This is a genomic window from Kitasatospora cinereorecta, assembly GCF_024172095.1.
GTDB lineage: Bacteria > Actinomycetota > Actinomycetes > Streptomycetales > Streptomycetaceae > Kitasatospora > Kitasatospora cinereorecta.
On sequence record NZ_JAMZDX010000002.1, the window covers coordinates 46779 to 68855 of the forward strand.

Genomic DNA, 22077 nt, shown 5'->3' on the forward strand with positions numbered 1-22077 from the left:
TGCAACACAATCCCCTCTCCGCGTAGGAATAACATTGTGATGGATCTGGTTGGCTCAAATTGTCTGATCAAGTCTGATCAGGGACGGACTTTTTGAGCATGGAACAACGGCCGGGGGGTTGCTTCTCTCATCTTGCCCACCGGCTGTCCCATGCCTGAGTCATGGGTTGAGCACGCTCGGAGAAGACACTCGGGCAGCCGGCTGTGAAGCTCTTCGACAAGTCCCTATCCGATTCCGTGACACCGAGGACGTTCCATGGCGCAGACTTACGACGACATCGTTGTCGGATCAGGCTCTGCCGGCGCGGCGCTCGCCGCACGGCTCACCGAGGACCCAGCCCGCAAGGTGCTGCTGCTGGAGGCCGGCCCGGACTTCGCGCAGGTGGAGGACCTGCCGGACGACATCCGCAACGGCAACGCGATGTCGCTGAGTGCCCACGACTGGAAGTTCCGGGCGGAGATCAGCGACGGCCGGAGGATTCTCTTTCCGCGCGGAAAGGTGTCCGGCGGATCTTCTTCGGTCGGTGCGACGATCGCACTCCGCGGCGTGCCCGAGAACTTCGAGGAATGGGCGGAGGCCGGAAATCCGGAATGGACCTGGAACAAGGTCCTTCCCTATTACCGGAAGCTTGAGGACGATCTCGACCTGGGCGGCACCGAACTGCACGGTGCCGGGGGGCCGGTCCCGATCCGGCGCTGGCGCCAGGAGGAGCTGACCGCGGCCCAGCAGGCCTTCGTCGACTCGAGCCTCGCTGCAGGCTTCCCCGAAGTGACCGACCACAATCACCCGGAGGCCACCGGAATCGGGCCGATTCCGTCCAACCGCCGGGACCGCGAGGTCCGGGTCAACGCGGCGCTCGCCTTCCTCACCCCCGAGGTGCGCGGACGGGCCAACCTGACCATCCACTCCGGGGTCCTGGTGGACCGGGTGCTCTTCGAGGGCAACCGGGCGGTCGGCGTGCTGGCCGCCGCGAACGGCGGCGCGCCCGAGGAGATCCGCGCCCGCCGCGTGGTGCTGGCCGCTGGTGCGACCAACTCGCCGACCATCCTGATGCGTTCGGGCATCGGCCCGGCCGAGGACCTGCGCCGGCTCGGCATCGACGTGCTGGCCGACCGGCCCGGCGTGGGCGGCAACCTGATCGACCACCCGCGCTCCGGCATCTTCATGCGGCCGAAGCCCGGCGCGATCGAGCGCACCGACCCCTTCCTGCAGACCATGGTCCGCACCACCGCGAAGGGCTCCGACCACTTCAACGACCTGCAGTACTACATGGTCAACCACTTCGACCTGACGCTCTTCCCGGATCTGCAGATGCTCTCCGGCGCCAACGTCATCCTCGGCGTGATGGTGGTCGACCAGAAGTGCGAGTCGCGCGGCCGGCTTCGGCTGAATTCCACCGACCCGTCCGCGGCCCCCGCCATCGACCTCAACTTCCTCGCCACCGAGCGGGACGTGGAGAAGATGGTCGAGGCGATCCGGACCTGCTGGGAGCTGGTCAACCACCCGGGCATCCGTGACCTGGGCGAGGAGTTCATCGTCCTCAACGACCGCCTGATCGAGAACGAGGACATGATCCGGCAGTACGTCAAGGTCAGCCTGGACAGCGCCTACCACCCGGTGGGCACCGCCCGGATGGGCCGCGCCGAGGACGAGGGCGCCGTGGTGGACGAGTTCCTGCGGGTGCACGGCACCGAGGGCCTCTACCTGGGCGACGCCTCGGTCATGCCGGAGATCGTCAACTGCAACACCAACCTCACCTCGACCATGATCGGCGAGCGGCTCGCCGACTGGCTGCGGGCCGGCTGACCGGCCCCGGGATCGGTGGAGCGATGGACCACGACGGCCGGCCTCGCCGGCCGGAGCGTGGCCGGGACTGGCTCGCCGAGCCCCCCGCGCTCGCCGGGGCGGCTCTGCTGCCGCTGGCCGGAGGCGGGATCGGCTGGCGGGTGCAGGACGTGCCCGGCGCGACGGCGGGAGCACTGATCGGCCTGGTGGCCGCGGTGGCTCTGGCCGTCCTGGTGGAACGCGGCTGACTGGCGGGCGGCCGCGCCCACCCCCCGGAGTCCGGACCGGAGGCGAATTCCTCGTCTCCGGCCCGGACTTCGTGCTGTCCGGCCGCAGGCACGTGGCAGGCGCCGCCCGGTGGCTTCGGCGGACGCCCAGGAGGTCGCGCGGCCGGCCGCGGAGGCGCACGGCTCCGGGCCCGCCTTGGGTCCGCCGCAGGAGCCCCGGCCGAGGCGCCGGGCCTCCGAGCCGCACCACCGCCGGGCCTCGCGGCCCTCCGGTACTCGTCGAACGGACTCGGCCACCACACCGCAGGCGTCCGACGGAGCGGAACGGCTCGGACGAATCTCCCCACCGGATCGCCCTCCCGCCGGCCCCACGGCGCGTCGAGCCGGACGGCACAAGGCCGCGCCCCGGGAGTCCGGGACGCGGCCTTCGGCACGCGCGCTGTGCGTACGGAGTGCTACCGCTGGTCGTCCGTGCCGGCCCCGGCTGTCGCGAGCGGCGTGCCGAGAGTGCCCGGTAGGCCGGCCCCGGCGAGGAAGGGCCGGCGCGACAGCACCACCCACTCCACCAGCACGAGGTGGAAGGCGAGCGATCCCCACAGGCCGATGTTGAGGAACGTGACATGGCTGTGATAGCTCGTCAGCGAGTAGGCGGTGGGATTGATCCAGTGCATGAGGAAGAGGTTGGCGAAGGCGAACGGCCGTGCGGTGACGATGACCGTGGTCAACGCGACGTTGCGCAGCATCCACCGCCGGTGGTCCTGGTACCGGCGCTTGACCGCCGCGGTCCAGCCGAGCACGCCGGTGAACAGCCACAGCGTGTCGATGGTGAGCAGGGCCAGTCGGATGGACTGCCCGCCGGTGTCCAGCACCGCGGTCGGAATGGCCAGCAGGCCGGCGGGGAACACCCCGGCCATCAGGTAGACGCGGCCCAGGGAGCGGTGCAGCTTCGGGCGGCGCGCCCGCAGCCTGGGCCAGACCTGCACCCAGGCCAGGGAAACCGCCACCACCCCGGTGAACACGTGGGCGACGATCAGCGGGTACTGCACGGGGGAGCGGGGCGGGAAGATCCTGGCGTGCGCCTGATTGAAGCTCAGGTAGGGGTCGGCGCCGTACAGCGCGAAGCCGATGCAGTACAGGGCGAACAGCGCCACCCACCACTGCCGGCGGGCGGTCACGACGCCCCGCTCGAGGGGTCGGCCGCCTGTCGGGGGTAGCCGCCGAGGGTGCGGTAGTCGCTGCTGAGCAGGGTCTCGGCGAGACTCTCGTAGACGGCCGGGTCGTCCGGGACGGAGGTGGCCAGCCCGCTGACGTAGCGATTGAACATGCAGAAGGCCGCGGCCACCAGCACGGTGTCGTGGATCTCGACATCGTCGGCGCCGGCCGCTCGGGCCCGGTCGACGTGCTCGGGCTTCACGGCCTTGCCGCCCTCGGTGACGACGGCGGCGAGCTGGAGCAGGCTCTTCAGCTTCTCGGGAACGGGGGCGCTCTCCGGGTCGCGGCAGACCGCGTCCACCAGGTCTCGGCCGCCCGGCAGCTGGGCTGCGGCGAACGCGCCGTGCGCGCGCTTCGACCACTGGCAGTCGTTGCGGGAGGAGACCAGGGCGACGATCAGTTCGCGTTCACCCGGGGTGAGCGGGCTCGCCTCGCGCAGCAGTACCTCGGCCAGGTCGAGGAGGGGCCGGGCCGGGCCGGGCCGGAAGGCGAGTAACCCGCCTATGCCGGGCCGCTGCGAGTCCTCGAGCTGTATGTGGGGCATGCGGTGTCCTTTGCGGTTCGTCAGATGCGGCCATGTGGGGTGGTCGGCCGTGGCGGGCCGTCACAGGGGTGCGACGGCCCGCCACGGGTCGGTGCGGGGGGACGGGTCAGCGGGCGTCCGCAGCGGCCTCGGGGGCCGCCGCCGGTGCGGCCGCGGGTGCGGCGGCCGGCTTCGGCCGGGGCAGCCGGAGGGCGGGCAGGGCTGTCGCCGCGGAGAGCACGGCCAGGACGATCCAGGCGGTGCGGAACGCGTCGAGGTGTCCGGCCGGGGTGCTCGGGGTGCCCATGACCGCGACCAGGAGGGCGACCCCGACCGTGAGGCCGATCTGACGGATCATGTTGACCAGGCCCGAGCCGGTGGCGAACCGCTGCGGGGGCAGGGAGGAGACCGCCACACCGGTCAGGGTGGGCGTCACCATGCCCACGCCGACGCCGGTCAGTGCCATCCCGCCGAGCATGCCGCCGACGTAGTCCGGTTCCACAGTCATCGCCGAGGCCCACCAGACCAGGCCCGCGGCGAAGGCGAGCGAGCCGGCCACCACGATCCGGCCGGGGCCGAAGCGCGGGATGAGCCGGGCCGCCACCTGCGACCAGATCGGCACCAGGGCGGGGCCGGGCAGCAGCGACAGACCGCTCTGCATCGGGGACCAGTGCCAGACGTTCTGCACCCACAGCACCGCCGAGAGCAGCATGCCGCCGAGCCCGACACCGAAGACCAGCGTGGAGGCGGTGGCGATGGCGAAAGCGGGGCTGCGCAGCAGTCCGACCTCGAAGACAGGGCTGGGGTGCTTGGCCGAGCGGCCGAGGAAGGCGGCGACCAGCACCGCCGCGGCGACCAGCAGGCCGATCACCCGGATCGAGTGCCAGCCCCAGTCACCGCTTTTCACCAGGGCCAGGGTCAGGGCGACGATGCCGGCGGTGAGCAGCAGGGACCCGGCCGCGTCCGGGGCGGGGCCGCCGTCGCCCTCGGTGCGCGGCAGCAGCAGCGCGCCGGCGATCAGCGTGGCGAGGCCGATCGGCAGGTTGATGACGAACACCCAGCGCCAGGACAGGTCGACCAGCGGTCCGGCCACGATCGGCGCCACGGTGACCGCGGCGCTGCCCACCACGGCCCAGATCCGGACCGCGCCGAAGCGCTTCGCCGGCGGGTACGCGCCGAGTACCAGGCCCAGCGAGGTGGGGAGCAGCAGCGCCGCACCGATGGCCTGGACGACCCGGAAACCGACCAGCATCGGGACGCTGGTCGAAGCCGCGCAGGCGGCGGAAGCAGCTACGAACACCCCGACGCCGAGCAGGAATCCGCCCTTGCGGCTGATCTTGTCGGAGAGCCGGCCGGCCACCACGAGCAGGGCTGCGAAGACGATCGCGTAGGCGTTGAGGATCCAGCTGAGATCGCCGAGGTTGTGCGGCTTCAGGTCGGCAGCCACCGACGGGAGCGCGACGTTCACCACGAAGAGGTCGAGGTTGGAGAGCACCAGCCCCGCCGACACGATCACGAGCACGATCGATGGCCTGCGAGCCACCTCTTGTTGCATGGAATCACTCCTTGCAGGTCCAGGAGCGCATGCCGGGGCAGGCTCCTTGCATGATGCAAGGACGTTACCGTCAGCCACATGCGTGATGCAAGTGATGCAGGGTAGATTGAGGGCATGCTCGGTCGGACGTACGAAGGACAGAACTGTTCGGCGGCCCGCGCGCTGGAGGTCGTCGGCGAGCGGTGGAGCCTGCTGATCATCCGGGACGCCATGTTCAAGGGGGTCACCCGCTTCGGTGACTTCCAGCAGCGGCTCGGGGTGGCGACCAATATCCTCAAGGCCCGGCTCGACGCCTTCGTCGAGGCCGGATTGATGGAGCGTCGCCACCTCTCGGGGCACCCCAAACACTTCGCATACGTTCTCACCGACAAGGGGTTGGACCTCCAGCCCGTCATCATGGCGCTCACCGCCTGGGGCGACCGCTGGGACGCGCCGGACGGCCCGCCGGTCCACTACCGGCACACCGCCTGCGGTGACACGGTGCACCTGGAGACCCGCTGTGCCGGCTGCGGCGAGGTGCACAGCGCGACCGAGGTGGTCACCCGTCCGGGCGCGGCGGGTCCGGGGCGGGGCGAACCCCGTTCGGACAGGGCAATTTAGGAGATACGGCGATCTGTGTTGCCCTGGAAGCATCGTGGGGACGGCGTTTCCGGTATCTGACCTGCCCTGTTTCCTCTGTGGCGGGTGGTGACGCCTGTTCAGCGATTCAGGATGAATTCCGTCCAGGGTGAAGGAGCCGATTTCATGGGTAACCAGGTTCCGGGCGTACGCGTCCCGCTGATCGACGAGGCCGAGGCGGCGGGCAGGACCGCCGAACTCTACGACCTGATCAAGAGCCGCACCGGACTGCCGTTCGTGCCCGACATGTTCCGGCTGATGTCCAGCCGACCGGATCTGATGGAGGTGCTGATCACCGGCTACGGCGGTGTGTTCCTCGGGGAGGCCGCCGTCCTGCCCCGCGCGACCCGGGAGATGATCTCGGCCTGGAGCTCCAAGGTGAACGGCTGCCCGTACTGCGTGGGAACGCACAACTGGTTCCTGTCGCAGTTCGGCGGCAGCGAGGAGCTCACCCGGGCGATCGCCACCGCCAACAAGCCGAGCGAACTGCCCATCGACGCCAGGACGTTGGCGCTGATGGAGCTGGTGACCCAGGTGTGCACCGGCGCGCACCGGATCACCGACGAGGACTGGGACCGGGTCGCCGAGGCCGGCTGGTCCAACGAGGAGATGCTGGAGGCGGTCTTCACCGCCGGCCTGTTCGCCTTCATCAACCGCCTGGTGGACGGCTTCGGCCTGGGCACCACGGTGACCCGCAGCCGGATCTCCCGGCAGTCGGACGGTGACGAGGGGACGGCCGCCTGATGGCCGCGTCCCGGGCGATCCTGCTGACCGGTGCCTCCTCCGGCACCGGGATGTCCTCCGGGACCGGGCAGGCCGCGGCGCTGCGACTGCACCGCGCGGGATGGCCGGTGTACGCGACCGGGCGCAACCTCGACGCACTCGCCCCGCTGGCCGCCGAGGGCATCCAGGTGCTGTACCTGGACGTCAACGACGAGCAGTCGATGGTGGACGCGATCGAGAAGATCACCGCCGAGCACGGCGGGGTCGGCACCCTCATCAACAACGCCGCGTACAGCCTCAACGGCACCATCGGCGAGACACCGATGGACGAGGTGCGCAAGCAGTTCGAGACCAACGTCTTCGGACTGTCCCGGCTCACCCAGCTGGTGCTGCCCGGGATGCGCGCCCAGGGCCAGGGCCGAGTGGTGATCATGTCCTCGATCTTCGGACAGTTCGCCACCCCGGGCCGCGGCTACTACCAGGCCACCAAGCACGCCCTGGAGGCGATCGGCGACTCGCTGCGGCACGAGGTGGCGCGGTTCAACATCAAGGTCGTGCTGATCGAGCCCTCGCCGGTGCTCGGCGGCTTCGTGCCGATGAGCGTCGCCGACCTGGGCATGACCGGCCAGGAGCGGAACGGCCTGTACGACGAGTTCTGGGAGTACTTCGTCGACTGGCACGGCGCCTACCGGGAGACCGAACACCCCACGGGCCGTGGCCGGATGGCGGTGCGGGCCGAGGGCGTGGCCAAGGTCATCGAGAAGGCGGTGACCAGCGACAACCCGCGGATCCGGTACCGGATCGGGGTGCCCTCGCGGCTGCTGCCGCGGATGCGCTGGACGATCGGCGACCGGATGTTCGAGAAGTTCGTGCGGTTCTTCTTCCCGATCCCCTGAGCGTCGGCCTCCCGAGACCCGACCCCTCGAGACCCTAAGGAACGGTGTGACCACGCAGTTCGAAGCCCCGAGCCTGGCCCGGGCGGTCGACTACCTGCTCGGCGGCGAGGCCCACGGCCCCGCCGACCGGCAGGCGGCCGACCGGGCCCGCGCCGCCTGGCCGACGGGCGACCTGCGGACCGAGCTCGCCACCGGCCGGGCGGTGCTCGGCCGGATGGTGGCCCACCTGCTGGGCGAGCTGGGCATCCGCCAGTTGCTCGACATCGGCGCAGGCCTGCCGACCGCCGGCAACACCCACCAGGTCGCCGCCCGGGTGGCACCCGGCACCCGGGTGGTCTACGTGGACCGCGATCCGGAGGTGGTGGAGTACTCCCGGCGGCTGCTCAAACAGCAACCGAAGTCTCCCACCGTCTACGTCCGCGGCGAACTGGACGACCCGGACCGGATCCTGCGGGACGCGGCCGCCACGCTGGACCTGTCCCAGCCGATCGGCCTGGTCCTGTTCGGGGTACTGGACCAGGTGCACAGCGCGGAGGACCCGGCCTGCATGGTCAAGTCCCTGTTGGACGCGGTCCCTTCGCACAGCTGCGTGGCCTTCGGCCACCTGGCCGCGCACGTTCGGCAGCAGGAGATGGACCTCGCGTACGAGTGCCTGCTGCCGGACTGGCGCGACCAGGTGGTGCGACGGAACCGGGCCGAGGCCGCGGCCCTGCTCGACGGCGACCTCGAACTGCTGCCACCGGGCGTGGTCGGGCTCCCCGACTGGCGCCCGGTGGCGGAGACCGGCCCGGCCGGACCGCCCACCATGTGGTGCGCGGTGGCCCGCAAGCCCTGAACCAACCCTTTGGCGGAACCAGAGAATTCGGGAAGGCAGCATGCGTACGAGGCTCGTCCGGTCCACCCTCCGGGGACTCTCCCTGGTCCAGGTGCGCCACGTGAAGCCGGTCGCCTACGACCGCGCCCGCGGTGGCGTCGCCCAGGTCTACCGCGAACTGGAGCGCGACTTCGGCGTGCTCGCACCCCCGATCGCCCTGCACTCGCCCTCGCCCGACGTGCTGGCCGCCGGCTGGCTGATGCTCCGGGAGACGCTGCTGGTGCGCGGCGCGGCCTCCCGCGCCATCAAGGAGGCGGTGGCCTCGGCGGTCTCGGCCGGCAACGAGTGCCCGTTCTGCGTCCGGATGCACAGCACCATGCTGGGCAGCCTGGTGCACGGCAAGGACGCCACCGCCATCGCCGAGGGCCGGCTCGACGACATCGCCGACCCGCGGATCCGCGCGGTCGCCGAGTGGACTGCCCGCGGCTCGGTCCGCGACACCGCCGGCGACAACCCGTCGCCCGTCCCGGCCGAGCAACTGCCGGAACTGATCGGCGTCGCGGTCGACCTGCACTACCTCAACCGGATGGTGAACGTCTTCCTCGGCGGCGTGCCGCTGCCCCCGGGAGCGCCGGAGGGCTCGCTCAAGCCGGTGCTCAAGGTCCTGATGTGGCTGCTCCACTCGGCCTCCCGGACCGATCTCGCGGTCGGCACCTCGCTCGCCCTGCTGCCCCCGGCGCCGCTGGCCGAGGACCTCGGCTGGGCCCGCGGGAACCCGGGCATCTCCGCCGCCTACGCCCGGTCGGCCGCCGCGATCGAGGAGGCCGGCCGCCGCAGCGTGCCGGAGGGCGTCCGCGAGCTGGTGCACTCCACCCTGGACCACTGGGACGGGCGGCCGCCCGGCCTCGGCCGCGGCTGGGTGGACGACGCGGTGGGCAAGCTGGCACCCGAGGAGCGTCCGGCCGGCCGGCTCGCCCTGCTCACCGCCCTGGCCTCCTACCAGGTGGACGAGGGCGTGATCGCGGGCTTCCGCGCGGTCTCCCCGGAGGACTCCGCCCTGGTCGACCTCACCGCCTGGGCCAGCCTCACCGCCGCGCGGCGGATCGGAGGGTGGTTGCGCAACGCCGACTGACCGCACGGGCTGCATCTGCTTCTTTGCACGGATTCGGACGGATTCGCACGGAATGGAGAGATGTCTTGCAAGCCGCTGTCGAGCGCGCGATCGAAACGATGTGGGAACGCTACGAGGAGCCGCTATCGCTGGATGACATTGCCGACACCGCGATCCTGAGCAAGTTCTACTTCTCCCGGGTGTTCCGGACCCTCACCGGGACCTCCCCGGGTCGCTTCCTGTCGGCGATCAGGCTGCACAAGGCCAAGATCCTGCTGCTGAAGACCTCGTTGAGCGTCACCGACATCTCCTACCGGGTCGGCTACAACAGCCTGGGCACCTTCACCAGCCGCTTCACCCGCAGCGTCGGCCTCTCCCCGGGCCGCTACCGCGCCCTGGCGCGGGCGGGCCTGCAGCGCGACTCGGCCGGCATGCGGGGGGCCGGTTCGGGCTGGCGGCAGGCGTCGCTGCGCGGCTCGGTCGGCGTGCCCGACCTCGACCTGTCCACCCGGATCTACGTCGGGGCGTTCAGCGACCCGATCGCCCAGGGCGAGCCGGCCGCCTGCGACGTACTGGACGGGCCGGGGGAGTTCGAGCTGGCCGGCGTGCCGGACGGGGTGTGGCACCTGCGCGCGGCGGTGGTCGCGGTGCGCGACGTCGACCCGCTGCCGTGGAACCGCCGGCCGCTGTTCATCGGCGCCAGCCAGCCGCTCACCGTCCGGTCCGGCAAGACCGTGGACGTGGACCTGGAGACCCGCGGCTTCTGCCCGTTCGACCTGCCGATCCTGCTGGCCCTGCCCGAACTGGACAGCTACCAGCTGCCGCAGTACGAGCCCGCCGCGCTGACCCTCGGCTGACCAGGGGACGGGCCGCGGGTGCAGCAGTCGTCGCGCACCTGCGGTCCGCGCTCGGGGGTGGGGCCGTGGGCGAACCGTCCCTTTTCGGTGGATTGCGCAAGCGATCTTGACGCCTTCTTGACGCCCTTGACGCCTTCTTGACGGCGGCCCGCCCGGTACGTCCGATTCCCGCACCTACGCTCGCGCATGTGTTCAATGCTCCCCAGGCGCTCAAGCGTCTCGTGATCGGCAAGGCCATGCGCAGCGAGGAGCTCGGCGAGACGCTGCTGCCCAAGCGGCTGGCGCTGCCGATCTTCGCTTCCGACCCGTTGTCCTCCGTCGCCTACGCCACCGGCGAGATCCTGCTGGTGCTGACGGTGGGCGGTACCGCCTTCCTGACCCTGACGCCGTGGATTGCGGCGGGCGTGGTCGCCCTGATGGCGGTGGTGGTGATGTCCTACCGGCAGGTGGTGCACGCCTACCCGTCGGGCGGTGGCTCGTACGAGGTGGTGTCGAAGAACCTCGGGGCGAACGCGGGTCTGGTGGTGGCGGCGTCGCTGCTGGTCGACTACGTGATGACGGTCGCGGTGTCGGTGGCGTCGGGGGTGGACAACATCATCTCGGCGTTCGGTGGCCTGGCGGGTTACCGGGTGGCGCTGGCGGTGGGGTTCGTGGTGCTGCTGACGGCGATGAACCTGCGCGGGGTGCGGGAGTCGGGGCGGGCGTTCGCCGCGCCGACGTATCTGTTCATCGGCGGCATTCTGCTGATGGTGGTGACCGGTCTGGTCCGGGTGGTGTTCGGGGACGATCCGCAGGCGCCGACCGCGGCGTTCGGGATCCATCCGGCGGCGGGTGGTGACAACCTGGCGGGCCTCGGTCTGCTGATGCTGGGCCTGCGGGCGTTCGCGTCGGGGTGCACCGCGCTCACCGGGGTGGAGGCGATCTCCAACGGCGTCCCGGCGTTCCGGGCGCCGAAGTCGCGGAACGCGGCGAGCACGATGAGTGCGATGGGCATCCTGGCGGTGGTGATGTTCATCGGCGTGACGGTGCTGGCGATGACGTCGAACGTGCACTACGTCGACGACGCCTGCCAGTTGAGCGGTCTGGCGGGGGACTGCTCGACGTACACGCAGCAGACGGTGATCGCGCAGCTGGCCTCGACGTTCCTCGGCGGCGACAACAGCATCCTGTTCTACTTCATCCAGGCCGTCACCGCGCTGGTGCTGATCCTGGCGGCGAACACGGCGTTCAACGGCTTCCCGCTGCTGGCCTCGATCCTGGCGCAGCACCGGTACCTGCCGCGGCAGATGCACACCCGTGGTGACCGGTTGGCGTTCTCGAACGGCATCATCGCGCTGGCGGTGGTGGCGGGTGGTCTGCTGTGGTTCTACAAGGCGGACGTCACCAGTCTGATCCACCTGTACATCCTGGGCGTGTTCACGTCGTTCACGCTGTCGCAGATCGGGATGGTGCGGCACTGGAACCGCGCCCTGGCCAGCGAGAGCGACCCGGCGGTGCGTGGTGCGGCGCAGCGGTCGCGGGTGATCAACGGGCTGGGTGCGGTGACGACGGCGCTGGTGCTGGTGATCGTGCTGATCACCAAGTTCACCCAGGGCGCCTGGCTGGCGGTGCTGGCCGCGGTGGCGCTGTGGGCGATGATGCGCGGCATCCGCCGCCACTACGACGCGGTCTCCTCCGAGTTGGCGGTCGAGGACCCGGCCGAGGAGTCGGCCAAGCCGACCCGGGTGCACGGCGTCGTGCTGGTCTCCAAGCTCCACAAGGCCACCCTGCGGGCGCTCGGCTACGCGCAGGCGTTCCGTCCCGACACGCTGGAGGCGCTGACGGTGGCGGTGGAGAAGGACGCCACCGACGAGTTGCGGGCGCAGTGGGACGCGTACGGGATCGAGGTGGCGTTGAAGGTGCTGGACTCGCCGTACCGGGAGATCACCAAGCCGGTCGTCCAGTACGTGCGGGAGTACCGCAGGGCCAGTCCGCGGGAGGCGGTCGCGGTGTTCATCCCGGAGTACGTGGTGGGCCACTGGTGGGAGCACCTGCTGCACAACCAGTCGGCGCTGTGGCTGAAGTCCCGGCTGCTGTTCACGCCCGGCGTGATGGTGATCAGCGTGCCCTGGCAGCTCGCGTCCGCCCCGCGGGCCGACCGCCCGGCCCGCCGCGCCCCCGGCGCCATGCGCCGCGGCGAACCGGTCAGGAGCCCGGCCAGAACCGCACCAGCGCACCGTCCTTGAACGGCTGCGGGCTGACGCACAACTCCCCGGCGAACGGCCGGTCGAGGACCAGCACCAGCAGCAGGCTGAACCCGATCAGGCCGGCCACCGAGCCGACGAACAGCAGCTGGATCCGGCGGCTGTGGATCCCGTACAGGAAGGTCAGCGGCAGGATCACCACCGCGCCGCCGTAGACCAGCACCTGGAGCAGCACCGGCAGTTGCTGGTGGCTCTGGGTGATCCGGGCCCGCCGCTGGGCGACCACCTGGTCCAGGCTGCCCACCGCCTGCTGGTAGAAGGTCTGCTCGGTCTGCGACTCCGGCGTGTACGCCCGCATCGCCTGGTAGACCGCCTCCAGCTTCGGCGCGGTCCGGGCGTAGTCGCCGGAGCCGGCCTGCATCAGCGGCCACTGCTGCTCGACCACCGCGTGCACGTACGCGCCGACCGCGGCGTCGATCGGCTCGCGGTGCTCGGGCGGGAAGGCGTCGGCGTCCCGGACGATCTGCGCCGCGGCGGAGGCCTCGGTGGCGACCACCGTCTCGGCGCTCTGGAGCTGCGTCCAGAGGTTGACGATCACGAAGGCGAGGATCACCCCGTAGATCGCGCCGAACATTCCGAGCACCACGCCGACCATGTCGTTGTGCGCGCCCTGCGCGGTCGCCGGGTAGCGGCGGCGGGTCACCGCGCTGCCGGTCACCGCGAGGACGATCACACCGCCGACCACCACCACCGCCAGGGCGAGGGTGGAGAAATTGTTGAGCAGCCAGAGTTCCACATACCGACGCTACGGCCGCGTACGGCGCCGCCGGGCCGGGACGGGCCGATGATCACCCGGACGGGAGGCGGCCCGCGCCCGCGGTTGACCGGTCGCGGCGGGCCCGGGCCTCGCCCGGACGGGTGCCGGGCGAGGCCATCCGGGTACCACCCGCCTGTCGCTCCCCGCTCCCGGCGCCCGGCGGAGCAAGAATGCTGACGGGCACTCAGCGGCCGCCGACCACCCGGCAGGTGGTCACCGCGTGGTCGGCGGCACCCCGCACGTGCCCGGTCGGCGCGGCCACCGTGCGGTGCAGGAACTCCACCAGCTCGGCGGTGATCTCCTCGCCGGGCAGGACGTTGGGGATGCCCGGCGGGTACGCCGACAGGGTGTCGGCCGACACCCTGCCGACCGCCTCCCGGGCGGGCACCGCGGTGCTCGGGGCGAGGAACGCCTCCCGGGCCGTCATCCGCACCGGTCCGGGCTCCGGCAGCCGCAGCGGCTCGGCCCGCTCCAGGCCGGGCACCGCCGGCAAGGCGTGCAGGGCGGCGGCGAACCGTTCGGCGGACGGTGCCGCGCCCGCGCCCACCACCGCGACCACCGCCGCGTCGGTCGCCACCTCCACCAGCACCCCGTGCTCGCGCATCAGCCGCCGCCGCGCCTCGTGCCCGGGCACCCCGCCGACCCGGGTGTCCACCGCCACCCGCAGCGGATCGGCGCCGACGATGTCCGGGAAGGCCCCGAAACCGTCGTCCACCACCGCGAACCGGCCGCCCGCGCGCACCGCCGCGCGCATCGCGTCGGCCGCCTCCAGCGAGGCTTCCAGCCGCTTGCCGCCGCCGACCAGTTCCCGGCGCGCCACGTCCAGCGAGGCCAGCAGCAGCGCACTGGCGCTGGTCGACTGGGTGAGGTGGAAGACCCGCTGCACCAGCGGCTCCAGCCGGTCCGCGTACGGGCCCTCGGCCAGGTGCAGCATCGCCGCCTGGGTCAGACTGCCGCCGAGCTTGTGGGTGCTGGAGACGACCAGGTCGGCGCCGAGCGCCAGCGCCCCGGCGGGCAGTCGCGGGTGGAAGCCGAAGTGCGAGCCCCACGCCTCGTCCACGATCAGCGGCACCCCGGCCGCGTGGGCGACCCCGGCCAGTGCCCGGACGTCCGCCACCGCGCCGAAGTAGCTCGGGCTGACCACGTACGCGGCGGCCGCGTCCGGGGTGGCCGCCAGCGCCCGGGCCAGGTCGTCCGCGCCGACCCCGTGCGCGATCCCGAGGTCCGGGTCGACCGACGGCCGGACGAATGCGGCCGGCAGGCCCGAGAGCACCAGCCCGTCGATCACGCTGGAGTGCACGCTGCGCTGGACCACCAGCGTCCCGCCGAGCGCGCGGGCGGCCAGCACCGCGATCCGGTTGCCCTGCGAGGCGCCGTTGGTCAGGAACCACGTCCGCCGGGCGCCCCACGCCTCGGCGGCCAGGGCAAGCGCCCGCTCCATCGGACTGTCCGGGCCCAGGTCCAGGCCCTCCAGCAGCGGCGGCCAGTCCAGCCGCAGCGGCGCCGCGCCGACCAGCGCGGCCAGCCCGTCGAAGCGCTCCGGGTCGGCCCCGTGCCCGGGAACGTTCAGTCGCAGCCAGTCCCCGCGGGCGGCGGCCGCCACCGCCTCCGCGTACGGGGCGCGCTGCTGGTCGAGGTCGAAGATGTCTCGCGTGCTCACCCCTCGAACCTGCCACCGGGCGAGCCATCGAGGAATACTGGAGTTTTCTGCCGATCTGAAGAATTCATCGATGGGAAGGCGGGCCGCATGCTCGAACTGCGCCACCTCCAGGTCCTGCGGGCCATCGCGCGGGAGGGCTCGCTGGCCGCCGCCGCCCGCTCGCTGCACCACGCCCAGCCCACCGTCACCCACCACCTGGCCACCCTGGAGGCCCACCTCGGCACCCGGCTGGTGCACCGCGGGCCGCGCGGCACCACCCTCACCGAGGCCGGCGAACTGCTGCTGCCGCACGCCGAGGCGGTGCTGCGGCGGATCGGCCAGGCCGAGCGCGAGGTCCGTGACCTGGTCCGCAGCGGCGAGGCCACCCTGCGGGTCGGCACCTTCCCCACCGCCGGGGCGGGCCTGCTGCCGCCGGCCGTCCGCCGGCTGCTGGGCAGCGGCGTCCGCCTCGGCCTCACCGAGGGTGAGCTCCCCGCCCTGCTGGACGGGCTGCGCTCGCGCGAACTGCACGTCGCCCTGGTCTTCCACCAGCCCGGCGAGCGGCTGGACCTCGACCACGAGGTGACCGTCCACCCCCTGCTGGACGACCCGCTGATGCTGGTCCTGCCCGCCGACCACCCGCAGGCCGCCCTGGACCGCGTTCCGCTCGCCGCGCTGCGGGAGGAGGGCTGGATCATGGGCACCACCGACTGGGACCCGGTCGACCGGGCGCTGCTGCGGGTCTGCGCGGCGGAGGGGTTCGAGCCGGTGCCGGTGCTGCGGACCGACGACTACGGCGTACTGCAGGGCTTCGTCGCCGCCGGGATCGGAGTGGCCCTGGTGCCGCGCCTGGGACTCGGCACCACCCGCGAGGACGTGGTGGTCCGCCCCCTCGCCGGCCACACCCCCACCCGCCGCATCGGCGTCGCCCTCCTGCCCGGCCGCGCCCCCGCCCCCGCCGAGGCCCTGCTCGCCGAACTCCGCACCGAAGCCGCCCGCCTCCACCACGACTGGTCCAGCCCTTGACCCCGCCGCCCTCCGCGGCTCTCCCTTCTGCCTTGCCGCCATCCCCCGGACTGCCCCACGCTGGTGGGGGCGGACGCGTCGACGGCCGGCGCGGTACGCCGGGAGGTGCGCGATGCACAACCAGTGGGACGTCGAACTCAGCTTCGAGGAGGACGGCACGCACACCGCGTGCGAGGCCCGTCTGATCGGCACGGGCGCCCCCGCCCTGACCGGCCGCGGCGAGTCGGAACGCAGCACCGGCGACCGCCCGGTCGCCCGGATCGGCGAGGAGGTGGCCGCGGCCCGTGCCCTGGACGAGCTCTCGCGCCGCCTGCGGACCCAGGCCACCGGCGACATCCAGGACGAGAGCCACCGGCCCGGCTACCTGATCTATTGATCACACTCCGGGGGCGCGGTGGGCAGGCCGCCCGCCCTCCTGACACGATGACCCGGGAGGCAACTCACCGCGTCACCCGGAGGATCAGAGGATCATGAGCAGCACCCACTACGACGTCGTCGTCCTCGGCGCCGGCCCCGGTGGCTACACCGCCGCCGTCCGCTCCGCGCAGCTGGGCCTGCGCACCGCGGTCATCGAGTCCAAGTACTGGGGCGGCGTCTGCCTGAACGTCGGCTGTATCCCCTCCAAGGCCCTGCTGCGCAACGCGGAGCTCGCGCACACCGTGACCAAGGAGGCCAAGACCTACGGCATCCAGGTCGAGGGCACGGTGCGCTTCGACTACGGCGCGGCGTTCACCCGCAGCCGGCAGGTGGCGGACGGCCGGGTCAAGGGCGTCCACTACCTGATGAAGAAGAACGGCATCACGGAGTACGACGGCCGCGGCACCTTCGTGGACGACCGCACCCTCCAGGTGGCGCTCAACGGCGGCGGCTTCGAGATGGTCACCTTCGACCACTGCATCATCGCGGCCGGCGCCACCACCCGGCTGCTGCCGGGCACCCGGCTCAGCGACCGGGTGGTCACCTACGAGGAGCAGATCCTCACCGAGCAGCTGCCCGAGTCGATCGTGATCGCCGGTGCGGGCGCGATCGGCGTCGAGTTCGCGTACGTGCTGCACAACTACGGCGTGAAGGTGACCATCGTCGAGTTCCTCGACCGGATGGTGCCGCTGGAGGACGCCGACGTCTCCGCCGAGCTGGCGAAGCAGTACCGCAAGCTGGGCATCGAGGTGCTGACCTCGACCCGGGTCGAGTCGATCGACGACAGCGACCCGAACGCCAAGGTCAGGGTGACGGTCACCCGGGACGGTCAGCAGCAGGTGCTGGAGACCGACAAGGTGCTGCAGGCGATCGGCTTCGCGCCGCGGGTGAACGGCTACGGCCTGGAGAACACCGGGGTCAAGCTGACCGACCGCGGTGCGATCGACATCGACGGCCGGGGCCGCACCAGCGTGGACCACATCTTCGCGATCGGCGACGTGACCGCCAAGCTGATGCTGGCACACGCCGCCGAGTCGATGGGTGTGATCGCGGCCGAGACCATCGCCGGCGCGGAGACCATGGAGCTGGACTTCGTGATGATCCCGCGCGCCACCTACTGCCAGCCGCAGGTGGCGTCCTTCGGCTACACCGAGGCGCAGGCCCGGGAGCTGGGGTACGACGTCAAGGTCGCGAAGTTCCCGTTCACCGCGAACGGCAAGGCGCACGGCCTGGCCCACCCGATCGGCTTCGTGAAGGTGATCAGCGACAACACGCACGGCGAGCTGCTCGGCGCCCACCTGATCGGCCCGGAGGTCACCGAACTGCTGCCCGAGCTGACCCTGGCCCAGCAGTGGGACCTGACCGTCCACGAGGTGGCCCGCAACGTGCACGCCCACCCGACCCTGGGCGAGGCGGTCAAGGAGGCGATCCACGGTCTGGCCGGTCACATGATCAACATGTGAGCCGTCCGGGTGAATCCAGCGCCGCCGGGGCCCTCCCCGCAGGCCGCCGGGGCGTCCCGGCGGTACCTCTGGTCTGACGAGCGACCACGGAGGAGCCCCGGATGGCCGACCAGGTGACGGAACGCAAGGAGCGCGGACGGGCGGCCCGCAAGGCGGTGCCGCGCTCGGGCCACGGCGAGTGGCGGCCCGCCGCCGACCGCGCCGACCCGGTGGCCGTCCTGGAGCAGCAGGCGCTGACCCGGGTCCCCGAGCTGGTGCCGATCCGGTACGGGCGGATGGCCGCGTCGGCGTTCGCCTTCCTGCGCGGCGCGGCGGCCGTGATGGCGGCGGACCTGGCGTCCGGTCCGCACACCGACCTCAACGTCCAGCTGTGCGGCGACGCCCACCTGGTCAACTTCGGGGTCTTCGGTTCACCCGAACGGGCGCTCCTGTTCGATCTGAACGACTTCGACGAGACCCTGCCCGGCCCGTTCGAGTGGGACGTCAAGCGGCTGGCTGCCAGCCTCGCCGTCGCCGCCCGGGAGAACGGCGCCGCCGACCGCGACGCCCGCCAGGTGGTGCTGGCCGGCGTCGGTGCCTACCGCCGGTCCATGCACGCGCTGGCCGGGCTCGGCGAGCTCGCCGTCTGGTACCGGCGGATCGCGGCCGAGGAACTGCTCCCGCTGGTGGAGAAGCCCGGCCAGCGCCGCCGGGTGGAGGCCCGGATCGCCGCCGCCCGCCGCCGCGACAGCCTGCAGGCCGCCGGCAAGCTCACCGAGGTGGTGGACGGCCGCCGGCGCATCGTCGACAACCCGCCGCTGGTCCAGCGCGCCGCCGTCGACACGGACGAGGTGCGGGCCCTGTTCGCCGACTACCGCTCCAGCCTGCCCGAGGAGCGCGGCGAACTGCTGGACCGCTACACCTTCGTCGACGCCGCGCTCAAGGTGGTCGGCGTCGGCAGCGTCGGCACCCGCTGCTTCATCGCGCTGTTCCAGGGCCGCGACGAGAACGACCCGCTGATGCTCCAGGTCAAGGAGGCCGAGGCCTCGGTGCTGGAGGCCCACCTGCCGGCCAGCCGATACGACCACCACGGCCACCGGGTGGTGGCCGGCCAGCGCTTCACCCAGGCCGCCAGCGACATCTTCCTCGGCTGGATGACCGGACCGGGCGGACGCCACTTCTACTGGCGCCAGCTGCGCGACATGAAGGGCTCGGCCGAGGTCGGCACCATGTCCTCCGCCGAACTCGGCATCTACGCCGAGCTCTGCGGCACCGCCCTGGCCCGCGCCCACGCCCGCTCCGGCGACCGCATCGCCATCGCCGGCTACCTCGGCAACTCCGACACTTTCGACCAGTCGATCGCCGCCTTCGCCCTGCACTACGCCGACCTCAACGACACCGACCACGCCGCCCTCGCCGCCGCCATCGCCTCCGGCCGCGTCGAGGCGGTCGAGGTGTAGAACCGCCGGCCCGATCCGGCCCCTTTCGGGCCGTTCGGCAGGATGGACCGGGCGGCGTTCAGCCAACTCCCAGGAACTTGGGACAGCCATTACTGCCCCATGGGAGTCTGATGACCTGGAGCCGTCCGGGTGAGGGGGCGGCCGCCGGGTCGGACGCCGACGCCCCGGCGCACCACCGGACGGGGGGAAGCATGCCGATCTCGGGCGGATCCACCGAGGAGGCCGACCCGGCTGTCCGTGCGGTCCGCGCGGTCGAGGCCGGCCACCGTACGCCGGACGGTCCCGCCGGGGCGGGCGGCGCCCGGCGGCGGGCCGCCGACACCCTGCTGCGGCACTCACCGCTCCAGCCCGCGTTCCGGATCCGCTCCGCCCGCCGGCTGGCGGTGCTGGCGTACCACGGCGTGGACGACCCGGCGAGCTTCGCCGCCCAGTTGGAGCGGCTGACCAGGACCGCCACCCCGGTCACCCTCGACCAGGTGGAGCAGGCGGTCGCCGAGGGGCGGCCGCTGGCTCCGCGCAGCGTGCTGCTCACCTTCGACGACGGCGAGCGCAGCGTGCTGACCCGGGGCCTGCCGGCCCTGGCCCGGCACCGGCTCCCGGCGGCCGCCTTCGTGGTGGCCGGACACATCGGCGGCGACCAGCCGTTCTGGTGGACCGAGGCGCACCATCTGGTCGCCGCCGGCGGCCACGCCGCCGCGCTCGGCCGACCGGCGGCGCCCGGCGCCGCGGTGGCCGCGCTCAAGCGGCTGCCCGACGCCGAACGGCTCGGCGCCCTGGAGGAGTTGCGTGCCACCGCCGCCCGTCCCACGCCCCGGACCGAGCAACTGACCGTCCGGGACCTCGCCACCCTGCGGGACGGCGGCGTGGCGATCGGCAACCACACCCTCACCCACCCCTGCCTGGACCGGTGCGCGGACGGGACCGTCCGGACCGAGGTCGCCGAGGCGCACCAGCTGCTGACCGGCTGGCTCGGCGCCGCCCCGACCGCCTTCGCCTACCCCAACGGCAACCTCGACGGCCGCGCCGAGACGCTGCTGCGCGACCTCGGCTACCGGCTCGGCTTCCTGTTCGACCACCGGCACGACGCCCTGCTGCCGCGAAACCCCCTGCGGATCAGCCGACTTCGGGTGAACTCGCACACCACCCGGGCCCGGTTCGACACCATCCTCTCGGGGCTGCACCCCGCCGTCCACCGCCTCCGCGGCGGACACTGACCCGACCCCGGCACCCGACGCTCCGGGCGCCGTCCGAGAACCCCGGGGAGACCGTGACCGTCCGACCCGAGATCCACACCGGCCCGCACCTGCCCGCCGAACTCGTCGACGGCTGGCGCACCCTGGTCGCCGACGACCCCGGCGGCTCGTGGTTCATGACACCCGACTGGGTGCTCGCCTGGTGGGAGACGCTCGGCGCGGGCCGGCCCGCCGAGATCGCCGTCTGGCGCGGACCCGACGGCCGGCCCGACGCCGTCGTCCCGCTGCTGCGTGGCCGGCAGACCCTGCACCCCAGGCTCCCGCTCACCGTGGACTGCCTGACCCTGCTCGGCTCCGGCCCCGGCGCCGCCGACCACTGCGGCATCCCCACCCGGCCCGAGCGCCGCGCCGACGTACGCGACTGGCTGGCCGAACGCGCCCGCCGCACCACCCTCTGGCTGCCCGACCTCGACCCCGGCCAGGACGTCCTGCTGCCGCCCACCGCCCGCCCCGTGGTCCGCGCCGCCTGCCCGCGCGCGGACCTCACCGCCGGTCCGGACGCCCTTGGCTCACGCCAGTTCCGCGCCACCGTCCGCCGCTACGGCCGCAAACTCGCCGCCGCCGGCGTCACCTTCCGCTGGGTCGACGCCGGCGAGGCCGACGAACGCCTCCTCGACACCGTCCTCCACCTGCACCGGCTGCGCCGCGACGCCCTCGGCCGCCCGACCACGTTCGACCAAGGGCGCCGCCCCCTGCACGCCCGCCTGCTCGAACGCACCGCGGGCACCGGCCACGGACCCGCCTTCCTGCTCGCCGAACGCGACACGGCGACCGTCGGCGCCCTCTACGGCTTCCGCTGGCGCGACTCCTTCAGCTACTACCAGATCGGCTGGGAACCGGAGTTGGCGCCACTGCGGCTCGGCACCGCGGTCATCGACCAGGCCCTGCGCGCCTGCGCCGAACGCGGCCTGCGCACCTTCGACTTCCTGCGCGGCACCGAGCCCTACAAGTACCGCTTCGGCGCGGTCGACCGCGAGGACGTCTCCTGGCTCGTCCCGCGCGGCACCTCCGGCGCGCTGCTGGCGCTCAAGCACCGCGTCCGGGACGCGGCGCGCTCCCGGCCTCAGCCGGCGTCGACGACACCGTCCAGGTAGACCCAGGCGCCCTGGTGGCGCCGGAACCGGCTGTTCTCGTGCAGCACGCCGGCGTGGCCGCCCTCCCGGTAGTGCGCACGGAACTCCACCGTGCCCTCCTGGTGGAACGGCCCGCCCTCGCCCGTACCCACGATCTCCAGCCGCTCCCAGCGCATCCCCGGGTCGAAGTCGACGGCGTCCGGGCGGGTGTCCGGGTGCCAGCTGCGCAGCAGGTACGGCTCGTCGTGCACCGCGAACGCGCTGAACCGCGAGCGCATCAGCTGCTCCGCGGTGGACGCGGCGGCCTCGCCCCGGTGCAACCGCCCGCAGCACTCGGCGTAGCGGGCGGGCAGGCCGCACGGGCACGCCTCGGGCGCGGCGGGCACGGCTGCGGGGGCGGGGCGGTTGGTACGGCGTCGCGACATGGGGCCATTGTCCCCTGCCGG

The 22077-nt window shown here is 72.5% G+C and carries 21 protein-coding genes; 15 read left to right on the top strand and 6 right to left on the bottom strand.

Annotation, left to right across the window (positions count from 1 at the left end; translation table 11 throughout):
• Positions 1-255 precede the first annotated feature (255 nt).
• Both FHR36_RS07075 and FHR36_RS07080 read left to right on the top strand, forming a co-directional pair.
• A complete protein-coding gene (locus tag FHR36_RS07075) occupies positions 256-1806 on the top strand; it encodes a GMC family oxidoreductase (protein WP_253794892.1) in 1551 nt (516 codons plus the stop codon).
• Between the two features lie 23 nt (positions 1807-1829).
• The gene (locus FHR36_RS07080) at positions 1830-2033 is read left to right on the top strand and encodes a hypothetical protein (protein ID WP_253794893.1); all 204 of its coding nucleotides are present in this window, start codon (positions 1830-1832) and stop codon (positions 2031-2033) included.
• A 434-nt stretch (positions 2034-2467) separates the two neighbouring features.
• On the opposite strand, the gene FHR36_RS07085 is transcribed toward FHR36_RS07080, so the two are convergent.
• The 3 genes from FHR36_RS07085 to FHR36_RS07095 all read right to left on the bottom strand — a co-directional run bounded on the left by FHR36_RS07085 (position 2468) and on the right by FHR36_RS07095 (position 5302).
• A complete protein-coding gene (locus tag FHR36_RS07085) occupies positions 2468-3187 on the bottom strand; it encodes a DUF2306 domain-containing protein (protein ID WP_253794894.1) in 720 nt (239 codons plus the stop codon).
• Complete coding sequence (locus FHR36_RS07090) at positions 3184-3768, bottom strand: carboxymuconolactone decarboxylase family protein (RefSeq protein ID WP_253794895.1); 585 nt, start codon at positions 3766-3768, stop codon at positions 3184-3186. The genes FHR36_RS07085 and FHR36_RS07090 overlap by 4 nt, the downstream gene beginning before the upstream one ends.
• Positions 3769-3874: 106 nt before the next feature.
• The gene (locus tag FHR36_RS07095; protein WP_253794896.1) at positions 3875-5302 is read right to left on the bottom strand and encodes an MFS transporter; all 1428 of its coding nucleotides are present in this window, start codon (positions 5300-5302) and stop codon (positions 3875-3877) included.
• Positions 5303-5416: 114 nt separating this feature from the next.
• On the opposite strand from FHR36_RS07095, the gene FHR36_RS07100 reads away from it, so the two are divergent.
• The 7 genes from FHR36_RS07100 to FHR36_RS07130 all read left to right on the top strand — a co-directional run bounded on the left by FHR36_RS07100 (position 5417) and on the right by FHR36_RS07130 (position 12546).
• A complete protein-coding gene (locus FHR36_RS07100) occupies positions 5417-5902 on the top strand; it encodes a winged helix-turn-helix transcriptional regulator (RefSeq protein WP_253794897.1) in 486 nt (161 codons plus the stop codon).
• A gap of 144 nt (positions 5903-6046) precedes the next feature.
• Positions 6047-6664 (top strand): carboxymuconolactone decarboxylase family protein, encoded by a 618-nt coding sequence (locus tag FHR36_RS07105; protein ID WP_253794898.1) that lies wholly within the window; start codon positions 6047-6049, stop codon positions 6662-6664.
• Positions 6664-7539 (top strand): SDR family NAD(P)-dependent oxidoreductase, encoded by an 876-nt coding sequence (locus FHR36_RS07110; protein WP_253794899.1) that lies wholly within the window; start codon positions 6664-6666, stop codon positions 7537-7539. Before FHR36_RS07105 ends, FHR36_RS07110 begins: the two co-directional genes overlap by 1 nt.
• A gap of 46 nt (positions 7540-7585) precedes the next feature.
• Positions 7586-8374 carry an SAM-dependent methyltransferase gene (locus FHR36_RS07115; RefSeq protein WP_253794901.1) on the top strand — a complete coding sequence of 263 codons (789 nt, stop codon included), beginning with the start codon at positions 7586-7588 and terminating at the stop codon, positions 8372-8374.
• Between the two features lie 40 nt (positions 8375-8414).
• A complete protein-coding gene (locus FHR36_RS07120) occupies positions 8415-9485 on the top strand; it encodes a carboxymuconolactone decarboxylase family protein (protein WP_253794903.1) in 1071 nt (356 codons plus the stop codon).
• A 65-nt stretch (positions 9486-9550) separates the two neighbouring features.
• Positions 9551-10321, top strand: a complete 771-nt coding sequence (locus tag FHR36_RS07125) for a helix-turn-helix transcriptional regulator (protein ID WP_253794904.1) — start codon at positions 9551-9553, stop codon at positions 10319-10321.
• Between the two features lie 236 nt (positions 10322-10557).
• Positions 10558-12546, top strand: a complete 1989-nt coding sequence (locus tag FHR36_RS07130) for an APC family permease (RefSeq protein WP_253796673.1) — start codon at positions 10558-10560, stop codon at positions 12544-12546.
• Here the strand turns inward: FHR36_RS07130 and FHR36_RS07135 are convergent.
• Positions 12506-13300 (bottom strand): bestrophin-like domain, encoded by a 795-nt coding sequence (locus FHR36_RS07135; protein ID WP_253794906.1) that lies wholly within the window; start codon positions 13298-13300, stop codon positions 12506-12508. The two genes, FHR36_RS07130 and FHR36_RS07135, sit on opposite strands and share 41 nt — an antisense overlap.
• A gap of 205 nt (positions 13301-13505) precedes the next feature.
• Positions 13506-14981, bottom strand: a complete 1476-nt coding sequence (locus FHR36_RS07140; protein ID WP_253794908.1) for an aminotransferase class I/II-fold pyridoxal phosphate-dependent enzyme — start codon at positions 14979-14981, stop codon at positions 13506-13508.
• Between the two features lie 87 nt (positions 14982-15068).
• On the opposite strand from FHR36_RS07140, the gene FHR36_RS07145 reads away from it, so the two are divergent.
• The 6 genes from FHR36_RS07145 to FHR36_RS07170 all read left to right on the top strand — a co-directional run bounded on the left by FHR36_RS07145 (position 15069) and on the right by FHR36_RS07170 (position 21652).
• A complete protein-coding gene (locus FHR36_RS07145; protein ID WP_253794910.1) occupies positions 15069-15986 on the top strand; it encodes a LysR family transcriptional regulator in 918 nt (305 codons plus the stop codon).
• 112 nt (positions 15987-16098) lie between these two features.
• Positions 16099-16362 (top strand): dsRBD fold-containing protein, encoded by a 264-nt coding sequence (locus FHR36_RS07150; RefSeq protein WP_253794912.1) that lies wholly within the window; start codon positions 16099-16101, stop codon positions 16360-16362.
• A gap of 94 nt (positions 16363-16456) precedes the next feature.
• Entirely contained in the window at positions 16457-17866 is a 1410-nt protein-coding gene (gene lpdA / locus FHR36_RS07155) for a dihydrolipoyl dehydrogenase (protein ID WP_253794914.1), read from the top strand.
• A 101-nt stretch (positions 17867-17967) separates the two neighbouring features.
• Positions 17968-19305, top strand: a complete 1338-nt coding sequence (locus FHR36_RS07160; protein WP_253794915.1) for a DUF2252 domain-containing protein — start codon at positions 17968-17970, stop codon at positions 19303-19305.
• A 110-nt stretch (positions 19306-19415) separates the two neighbouring features.
• Positions 19416-20519, top strand: coding sequence for a polysaccharide deacetylase family protein (locus tag FHR36_RS07165; protein WP_253794917.1), 1104 nt, complete (start codon positions 19416-19418; stop codon positions 20517-20519).
• A gap of 53 nt (positions 20520-20572) precedes the next feature.
• The gene (locus FHR36_RS07170; RefSeq protein ID WP_253794919.1) at positions 20573-21652 is read left to right on the top strand and encodes a GNAT family N-acetyltransferase; all 1080 of its coding nucleotides are present in this window, start codon (positions 20573-20575) and stop codon (positions 21650-21652) included.
• On the opposite strand, the gene FHR36_RS07175 is transcribed toward FHR36_RS07170, so the two are convergent.
• The gene (locus tag FHR36_RS07175; RefSeq protein ID WP_253794921.1) at positions 21622-22056 is read right to left on the bottom strand and encodes a YchJ family protein; all 435 of its coding nucleotides are present in this window, start codon (positions 22054-22056) and stop codon (positions 21622-21624) included. The genes FHR36_RS07170 and FHR36_RS07175 overlap by 31 nt on opposite strands.
• Between the last annotated feature and the right edge of the window lie 21 nt (positions 22057-22077).